Raw genomic sequence first — 8069 nt, 5'->3', positions numbered from 1 at the left:
AGGTCGCGCAGCTGGGCGGCGTGGTCGAGGCCGGGGACCTTGGGGGTGCCGCAGCAGCAGCCGCGGCAGACGGTGACGGTGGGCCGTGTGGCCCCCGTGGCGGGGGCTGTGCGGCGGGTGCGTTTGCTCACGCGGTGTCCTTGGTGAGTCGGGGCCAGGCGGCCTCGCGCAGCAGGCGCAGGCCGTTGAGGCCGACGATGACGGTGGAGCCCTCGTGCCCGGCGACGCCCAGGGGCAGGGGGAGGGTGCCGATCAGGTCCCAGGCGACCAGGACGGCGATGAACGCCCCGGCGATGACCAGGTTCTGCATGACCAGGCGGCGTGCGGTGCGGGAGAGCTGCACGATGGACGGGATGGTGGCCAGCTCGTCGCGGACCACGACGGCGTCGGCGGTCTCCAGGGCGAGGTCGGAGCCGGCCTTGCCCATCGCGATCCCGGAGTGCGCAGCGGCCAGGGCGGGGGCGTCGTTGACGCCGTCGCCCACGACCAGCACCTTGCGGCCCTGCTCCTCCCACTCCCGCACGGCGGCGACCTTGTCCTGGGGCAGCAGTCCGGCGCGGACCTCGGTGATGCCGACCTCGGCGGCCAGATGCTTCGCGGCGCGTTCGTTGTCGCCGGTCAGCAGCACCGGGGTGCGGCCGGTCAGCCGGGTGAGGGCGGCGACGGTGGCCGCCGCGTCCGGCCGCAGCCGGTCCGCGATCCCCAGCACGCCCACCGGCGCCCCGTCGCGCAGGACGACGACCGCGGTCCGGCCGTCCTCCTCCAGCTCGGCCACCACCGCCCGGTGCGGCTGATGGGCGGCACCGTCCAGCAGCCGGGCGGGCGCGCCGACCGTGATGATGTGGCCGGCGACGGTGGCGGTGACCCCCTGCCCCGGGATGGAGGTGAAGCCTTCGGCGTCCGACAGGGGCAGGCCGCGTTCGCGGGCGGCGGCGACGACGGCCCGGGCCAGCGGGTGCTCGCTGGGGTGCTCGGCGGACGCCGCCAGCGCGAGCAGCGAACCCTCCTCTAGGCCGCTGCCGAGCAGCGGGCACAGGTCGGTGACGTGGGGGGTGCCCTCGGTGAGGGTGCCGGTCTTGTCCAGGGCGACGGTGTCGATCTGGCCGAGGCGTTCCATGACGACGGCGGACTTGGCGAGCACGCCGCGGCGGCCGGCGTTGGCGATGGCGGACAGCAGTGGGGGCATGGTGGAGAGCACCACCGCGCACGGCGAGGCGACGATCATGAACGTCATCGCCCGCAGCAGCGCCGACTGCAGGGTGTCTCCGAAGGCGAGCGGGATCGCGAACACGGCCAGGGTCGCGAGGACCATGCCGATCGAGTAGCGCTGCTCGATCTTCTCGATGAACAGTTGGGTGGGGGCCTTGGTCTCGGAGGCTTCCTCGACCATCGTCACGATCCGGGCGATCACCGAGTCCGACGGATCCCGATCCACGCGCACGTGCAGGGCGCCGGTGCCGTTGACGGTGCCGGCGAACACCTCGTCCCCGGCCTGCTTGGCCACCGGCAGCGGCTCGCCGGTGATGGTGGCCTGGTCCACGTCGCTGGCCCCGTCGAGGACCTGGCCGTCGGCGCCGACCCGCTCACCGGGGCGGACCAGGATGGTGTCCCCGACCGCCAGCTGCTCGGTGTCCACCGTCTCCTCCATGCCGTCCGGCAGGAGCCGGGTGGCGGTGGTGGGGGCGAGGTCGAGCAGGCCGCGCACGGAGTCGGCGGTGCGGGCGGTGGCGACGGCTTCCAGGGCGCCGGAGGTGGCGAAGATGACGATCAGCAGCGCGCCGTCCAGGACCTGGCCGATCGCGGCCGCCCCCAGGGCGGCGACGACCATCAGCAGGTCCACGTCCAGCGTCTTGTCCTTCAGGGCCTTCAGGCCCTCCCAGCCCGGCTCCCAGCCACCGGTGACGTAGACGGCGGCGAACAGCGGTCCCCACAGCCAGGCCGGGGCGCCGAGAAGGTAGAGCGGGAGGGCGAGCAGGAACAGCACCAGCGCGGCGAGCGCCCACCGGGCTTCCGGCAGCGCCAGCAGGCGGGTGCGGCGCCGGGGCGGGGCCGGCCGCGGGGCGCCGGTGGGCAGTGCGGACCGCTGCTGGTCCAAGACTGAAGACATGGCGAAGCAACCCTTCACGGGCGGGACGGGGCGACGCCTCCACCGTACAGGAACGTATGAACATCTTTTCAGTCGTCATTGGTATGATGGAGCAATGGGCCACGGACGCGACACCACCGCCAGCAGCGCCAGCACCCGCGCACGCCTCGACGCGGTCGGCACCGCGGACGTCGCCGCCACCCTCCAGGCCCTCGCCACTCCCTCGCGGCTGTACATCCTGGCCCGGCTCCAGGAGGGCCCGTGCTCGGTCGGCGACCTCGCCGAAGCCGTCGGCATGGAAGCCTCCGCCTGCTCCCACCAGCTGCGCCTGCTGCGCAACCTCGGCCTGGTCACCGGCGAACGCCACGGCCGTTCGATCGTCTACTCGCTCTACGACGACCACGTCGCCGAATTGCTCGAGCAGGCCCTCTACCACGTCGAGCACCTGCGCCTGGGCCTGCGCGACACCCCGGCCCCGGCCGCGGCGGCCGGCGCCCGCTGAGTCATCCCTGGCCCAGCCGCCGCCTCCGCCCTCGCCGTGCATCCGTCCATCGGAGCGGAGGTCCGCCAGGCGGCGGGGCCCGCACCGGCCGGTTGGCAGGAACGCTCCGGACGGCGCTGTCACGTTGTTGGGAGCCTGGATCTCTGACAGCGCGTCGGGGCGTGGTGGGGGTCGGATTTCGGGCCGGTGCTCAGGCCTCGGCGGGCCGGCCGGCGGCGCCGGTGATCTGGTCCCAGATAGCGAAGCGGACGGTCATCCCGGCGCGGTAGCCGGTGGCCGTCATCCGGTGGCGGCGGGGCCGGAAGCGGGGTGGGATGCCGCCGAACGCGGACCGGAACCGCTGGGCTCCGCCGACGCCGCAAAAGCCCTTCATCGCGCGTTCGCGCTGCCGGGTGGGCTGATGGCTGTTCTCGGCCCGGTGGTTCAGGCCCTTATGGGAACGGTGCTCGACCGAGGGCATCACCTTGCGGTGGGCCGCGCCGTAGGAGCGGAGCTTGTCCGTGACCATCACCCGCGGCACCGAGCAGGTCTTCTTCAGCAGCCTGCGGAAGAACCGCCGGGCCGCAGCGGTGTCCCGCCGGGTCTGTACGAGAATGTCCAGGACGGTGCCGTCGGCATCCACGGCCCGCCACAAATACTTCAGCTCCCCGTTGATCTTGATGAAGACCTCGTCCAGGTACCACTTGCCCCCGGGCCGGGGCTGCCGACGGCGCAGCGCGCCGGCGTAGGCCTGCCCGAACTTGGCGCACCAGCGGCGGACCGTCTCATGGGAGACGACCACACCGCGCTCGAGCATCAGCTCCCCGGCCTCGCGGTACGACAGCGGGAAGCGGAAGTACAGCCATACACAGTGGGAGATGATCTCGACTGGGTACCGGTGCCCCTTGTACGACGGCGACGCGGACGACACGAGCGAATCCCTCCCCGGCACGATCAACTCCAAGATCATCCCAGGCCGGTCAGCCAACGTGACAACGCCTCTTGGCAAGCAGATGCTGGCTCTGCTGGTCCAGCTGGAAGCTGTCTGCACCGCCGCCGACGACCTGGCTGAGGCAGTGGAGGAAGCGTTCCCTCAGCACCCGGATGCCGAGATCCTGCTGAGCTTCCCTGGTCTCGGCGTTCAGCTCGGCGCCCGGGTGCTCGCGGAGGTCGGAGACGACCGCGACCGCTTCGCCGACGCCCGCGGGCTGAAGGCATACGCCGGGTCCTCACCCATCACCAGAGCCTCCGGCAAGAAGTCCAGCATCCCCCGCCGATGGGTCAAGAACGACCGGCTCAACCACGCCGGCTACCTGTGGGCCTTCTCGGCACTCCGCGGCTCGCCCGGCGCCATGACTCACTACCGGCGACGACGCGACGACCACGGAGACTGGCACGCCGTGGCCCAGCGCCACCTCTTCAACCGCATGCTCGGCCAGCTCTACCACTGCCTTCAGCGACGCCGGAGCTATGACGAGAGCCTGGCCTTTCCGGCCTCGCTCGACGTCACAGCATCAGCCGCCGCATAGATCACTGCTGGCCGGATCACCCTTACTCGGGGATGACCAGCCCGCGGGCACGCAACTGCGGCAGGCAGACCTTCAAGCAAGCTTCCACCGAAGCGGCATCAGTACGCACGAGCAGGTCTTCGTGGAAAGGGAGACCATTCGCGACAAAAGTCCACGGCCTGACTCCGTCATGCATACGTTCCGCATCCGCCTTGAACAGCACCGTGACGCCCTGCTCAGCCAGTGCCTCCATGACGCGTACCACGTCGACCAACGTTCCACCCCGCCCGTTCGAATAGGCGGGCCACGCTACACGGCTCCGCGGTACCCGACTTGACGGCATAGCAACGTGAGGTGTCTACGGCGAACGGACATGTAGCGCTGGGTGATGCCCGGGCTGCGTTCATCGTGAGGGCCGGCGGTGCAGTCGTCCCCGCGCCCGCAGGGGCTGCTCCAAGGATGCGCTGGGCGAGGCGAGTTACATGCTGTCGCCCCCGCGCCTGCGGGGGGTGCCCCTATGGGTTTCGTCAACCCGTGGGGGCGGGTTGGGGTTCGTAGAAGGTGCCGTCGCGGAGCATCGCGAAGAGCACGTCGGCTCGTCGTCTCGCGAGGCAGAGGAGGGCTTGGGTGTGGTGCTTTCCCTGAGCGATCTTCTTGTCGTAGTAGGCCCGCGAGACCGGGTCGGCCAGGGCCGCGAACGCGGACAGGAAGAAGGCCCGTTTGAGCTGCTTGTTTCCCCGGCGGGAGGGCTGTTCGCCACGGATCGACGAGCCCGAGCTGCGGGTCGCCGGAGCGAGTCCGGCGTAAGCGGCCAGGTGGGCGGCGGACGGAAAACTGCTGCCGTCGCCGACGTCGATGAGGATCCGGGCTCCGGTCCTGGCGCCGACGCCGGGCATGGACGTCAGGACCGGGGAAAGAGACATCCGATGCGGTTGATCTGTCAAGCGGCAACGGAGAGTTGAGGGGCTTGGGGGACGGGGAATGCGGTGGCTTCGTCGTAGTGGGTTCGTTTGGTGAGGCAGTGGTGGAGGCAGCCGAGCATGCGGTTGAAGAGGTTGCGCTGGGCGGCGGTGTGGCGGTCGCCGTCGGCCCGTCGGCGGTCGTAGTGGGCGCGGGCTCCGGGTGAGGCGGTCAGCGCGGCGAAGGCCCACACGTAGCCAACCGAGGCCAGGCGCTGGTTCTTGACCCGGCGGGCCATGACCGCGAGGCTTCTGCCGGACGCCCGGGTGACCGGTGCGGCCCCGGCGAAGGCCTTGAGTCCCTTCGCGTCGGTGAAGCGGGATCGGTCGTCGCCGATCTCGGCGAGCACCCGGGCGCCGGTGAGAGAGCCGAGCCCTGGAAAGCTGGTGATGATTTCGGCGTCCGGGTGTGCTTCAAAAGACTCCACCGCGGCAGCGGTCAGATCGTCTGCGCTGGTGCAGGCGGCGTCGAGCTGTCTCAGCAGAGCGATGGCCTGGCGGCCCATGGCCTGTTCGACTTGCGGAAGCTGCCGCATCTGCGGAACCCGCAGGGCCTGGCGGAGCCGTTCGGCCTCCGCCTTGATGCCGCGCTGACGGCCGGCCTTCTTCAGGAGTGAGCGCAGCTGGGTGCGGGTGAGCTTGGCTGCCTGTTCCGGGGTGGGCGCGGCGGCCAGTACGACGCGGGCGATCTTCGAGCACAGCCCTTCGCGTCTGGGCTGGAAAGCTGCGAGGAAGCCGGGGAAGTATTCGCGCAGGTGGGAACGGAGTTTGTTGCCGGCCTGAGTGCGGTCCCAGACGGCGTCCTGCTGGGCGCGGGCCAGGACGGCGATGGCCTGGGCGAGTTCGCTGTCGTCGGGCAGCGGTCGGTGGGCGGCTCGGTCGGTGCGCAGGATGTTCGCCAGCACCATGGCGTCGAGGTGGTCGGACTTCTTGCGGGCGACCGCGTGCCGGTCGCGGTAGCGAGCAGCTGCCATCGGGTTGATCGCGTAGATGGGACGTTTGGTGGCTCGAAGGCAGGCCACGAGCAGGCCGCGGGAGGTTTCGATCGCCACCGGGATCGGGGTGTCCTCGCTGTCGCCGTGGGTGGTGAGCAGGTCCAGGAGCTGTTGCAGGCCCGCGGCGTCGTCGGTGATCCGGGCTCGGGCCAGCAGAGCTCCCTCGTGGTCGACCAGGGCGACGTCGTGGTGGTCGCTGGCCCAGTCGATCCCGCAGGTGACGGTCATCGTGTCGTTTTCGTCCTCTCGGTCAGGGGGCGTGTTGCTGCTGGTCGCAGCCGTGCGGGGGCACGCGTCTCCCTAATGGAAGGGCTCGATGGCCCAGCATCCGATTAGCCGTTCGTGACCCCAGCGGCCCGCGGGACCCTCGGTCTGCTCAGGAGCTCGGCGGCTCCGGGCTTGTTGAGAGGTGATCCCCGCAGACGGCTCGGACCACGGACTTCAACGATCCGATCGTCGGACTGGATGCGGTAGTTGTGTCCGCTCTCGTGGTGGTGAACGGTGCCGGGGCCGGCGCTTGTCCAACGGCTCGAGGGCCCAGGCCTACTCTGCGGCTTCCCGGCACCGATCACCACCACGATGCATGGCGCTTGCTGAAGCGGGGCCCGCAGTCTCTTTCAGGGCCTCGACGGGCCGGGGTGGGCCTGGCGGTGCCCCACTTCACTGCCCATTAGGGTGGGCCTCCAGCAGTTCCTCGATCCTCGTGGCGAGGAGTTTGCGCTGGCCCAGGACGGCTTGGAGCGAGTCGGCGAGGCTGGGGACGATCAGGGCGGCCGCGTCCGTGCCGGGGACGACGACGGTCTGCTCGTCGAGCGCGGTGAAGATGTCCTCGACCAGCCGCTCGGCCATCCGCGGAGCCCTCGGGCGTATCAGGCCGATCAGCCGGCGCCGTCCGGCCTTGCGGATCAGGGCCGGCGAGCCGAACTGGTCCAGCAGTTTGAGCACGGCCGGGTGCTGGATGCGCGGGCCCAGGACACGTTCGAGGTGTGGGTGGATCTGGGTGAGCAGGCCGCGCAGCCGGTTGCTGATGCGGGTGGCCTCGCCGGCCAGGTCGTCGTCGAAGCCGACGATCATCTCCAGCTCGGCGATGGTCTCGTCGTCCAGCTCGATGGAGCGGAGCGTGTGCGGCATCGACCGGGCGGCGTCGGCGATGACGAAGGCGTCACGGGCGTCGGTCTTGGCCTCGCCGGGATAGAGGTCGGCGATCCGTCGCATCGTGAGTCCGGGCAGATAGGCGACCTGGCAACCCATGTCGCGGGCCACCGCGATGGGCAGGGCGCCGATGGAGGCAGGTTGGTCGACGACCACGAGCACGGTGCCGTGCTTGGCCTGCAGCTTTGCGAAGAGCTCGCGGAGTTTGGGTTCGCTGTTGGGCAGCCGTTTGTCGAAGGCTTTCTTCCCGGTCGGGGTGACGGCGGTGGCGTGGTGTTCGCCCTTGCCGACGTCCAGGCCGAGGAAGACGCCGATGTCGCTGGTGTCGATCATGTGCAGTCTCCGGTTGTCCCCGCCCGGCCGTCCCACGGCACCGATCGCCACATCCACATTACGAAGAGCCTCCCGACCTGCGGAAAGGCCGGTGGTCATGCCCCTAATCAGCGGTCTGTCGATGCCTCCGGAGCCGGTGACACCACCCCCCGGGCCATGCGTTCCAATGCCGTTGCTTTTGCGGGGTTCGGGCGGTTGAAGCGGTGTGCTGATATCGCGACTGGAGCGGCTGGGGTTGGGGGTCCTGACCCGGTCGTGTCCCCCTGAGCTGGTGGACCGGCTGGTGGGTGAGGCGGGGCGCTCGGAAAAGCGCCGACGTCTGTTGTCCGCCCGGTTCACGGTGTACTTCGTGCTGGCGATGTGCTTGTTCCCGCAGGCCGACTACCTGGAGGTCCTCCGGCTCGTGAAGAACGGCGACAAGGGACTGCGGTCCTGGTCCGGAGTGAACAAGTCGTCGCTGACCAGGGCCCGGCAGCGACTCGGCTGGCCGGTGATGCGGGAACTGTTCCGGTCTGTGGCCCGGCCGCTCGGCGCGGACGGCGAGCTGTTCCGAGG

General features: G+C 70.3%; 6 protein-coding genes and 4 pseudogenes. 3 read left to right on the top strand and 7 right to left on the bottom strand.

What is annotated here, in order from left to right:
• Window positions 1-131: pseudogene (locus tag DIZ27_RS48275) on the bottom strand ((2Fe-2S) ferredoxin domain-containing protein); the annotation flags it as partial.
• On the bottom strand, window positions 128-2107 hold the full coding sequence (locus tag DIZ27_RS43635) for a heavy metal translocating P-type ATPase (protein ID WP_109383806.1): 1980 nt from the start codon (window positions 2105-2107) through the stop codon (window positions 128-130). The gene DIZ27_RS43635 and the pseudogene DIZ27_RS48275, both read right to left, overlap by 4 nt.
• Before the next feature lie 94 nt (window positions 2108-2201).
• Between DIZ27_RS43635 and DIZ27_RS43630 the strand changes: the two genes are divergently transcribed.
• The gene (locus DIZ27_RS43630; protein WP_109383805.1) at window positions 2202-2588 is read left to right on the top strand and encodes a metalloregulator ArsR/SmtB family transcription factor; all 387 of its coding nucleotides are present in this window, start codon (window positions 2202-2204) and stop codon (window positions 2586-2588) included.
• A 190-nt stretch (window positions 2589-2778) separates the two neighbouring features.
• Here the strand turns inward: DIZ27_RS43630 and DIZ27_RS43625 are convergent, their stop codons facing one another.
• Window positions 2779-3537 carry an IS6 family transposase gene (locus DIZ27_RS43625; protein WP_258308891.1) on the bottom strand — a complete coding sequence of 253 codons (759 nt, stop codon included), beginning with the start codon at window positions 3535-3537 and terminating at the stop codon, window positions 2779-2781.
• 19 nt (window positions 3538-3556) lie between these two features.
• Here DIZ27_RS43625 and DIZ27_RS43620 point away from each other — a divergent pair.
• A pseudogene (locus DIZ27_RS43620) lies at window positions 3557-4096 on the top strand (transposase); the annotation flags it as partial.
• 22 nt (window positions 4097-4118) lie between these two features.
• Here DIZ27_RS43620 and DIZ27_RS43615 read toward each other — a convergent pair.
• The 4 genes and pseudogenes from DIZ27_RS43615 to DIZ27_RS43600 all read right to left on the bottom strand — a co-directional run.
• Window positions 4119-4340: a hypothetical protein gene (locus DIZ27_RS43615; protein WP_258308892.1), complete on the bottom strand. Its 222-nt coding sequence runs from the start codon at window positions 4338-4340 to the stop codon at window positions 4119-4121.
• Between the two features lie 262 nt (window positions 4341-4602).
• Window positions 4603-4992: pseudogene (locus DIZ27_RS43610) on the bottom strand (transposase); the annotation flags it as partial.
• Window positions 4993-5015: 23 nt separating this feature from the next.
• Window positions 5016-6257: an IS110 family transposase gene (locus tag DIZ27_RS43605; RefSeq protein WP_109383802.1), complete on the bottom strand. Its 1242-nt coding sequence runs from the start codon at window positions 6255-6257 to the stop codon at window positions 5016-5018.
• A 444-nt stretch (window positions 6258-6701) separates the two neighbouring features.
• Window positions 6702-7514 (bottom strand): annotated as a pseudogene (locus tag DIZ27_RS43600) (IS110 family transposase); the annotation flags it as partial.
• A 205-nt stretch (window positions 7515-7719) separates the two neighbouring features.
• Here DIZ27_RS43600 and DIZ27_RS43595 point away from each other — a divergent pair.
• A partial coding sequence (locus DIZ27_RS43595; protein ID WP_181384019.1) for a transposase domain-containing protein occupies window positions 7720-8069 on the top strand: 350 nt, incomplete at its 3' end.

The organism is Streptomyces sp. NWU339, assembly GCF_003143855.1.
Classification (GTDB): domain Bacteria; phylum Actinomycetota; class Actinomycetes; order Streptomycetales; family Streptomycetaceae; genus Streptomyces.
The sequence above is the reverse complement of the archived record's forward strand: the minus strand, read 5'-3'. Positions and strand labels throughout refer to the sequence as shown.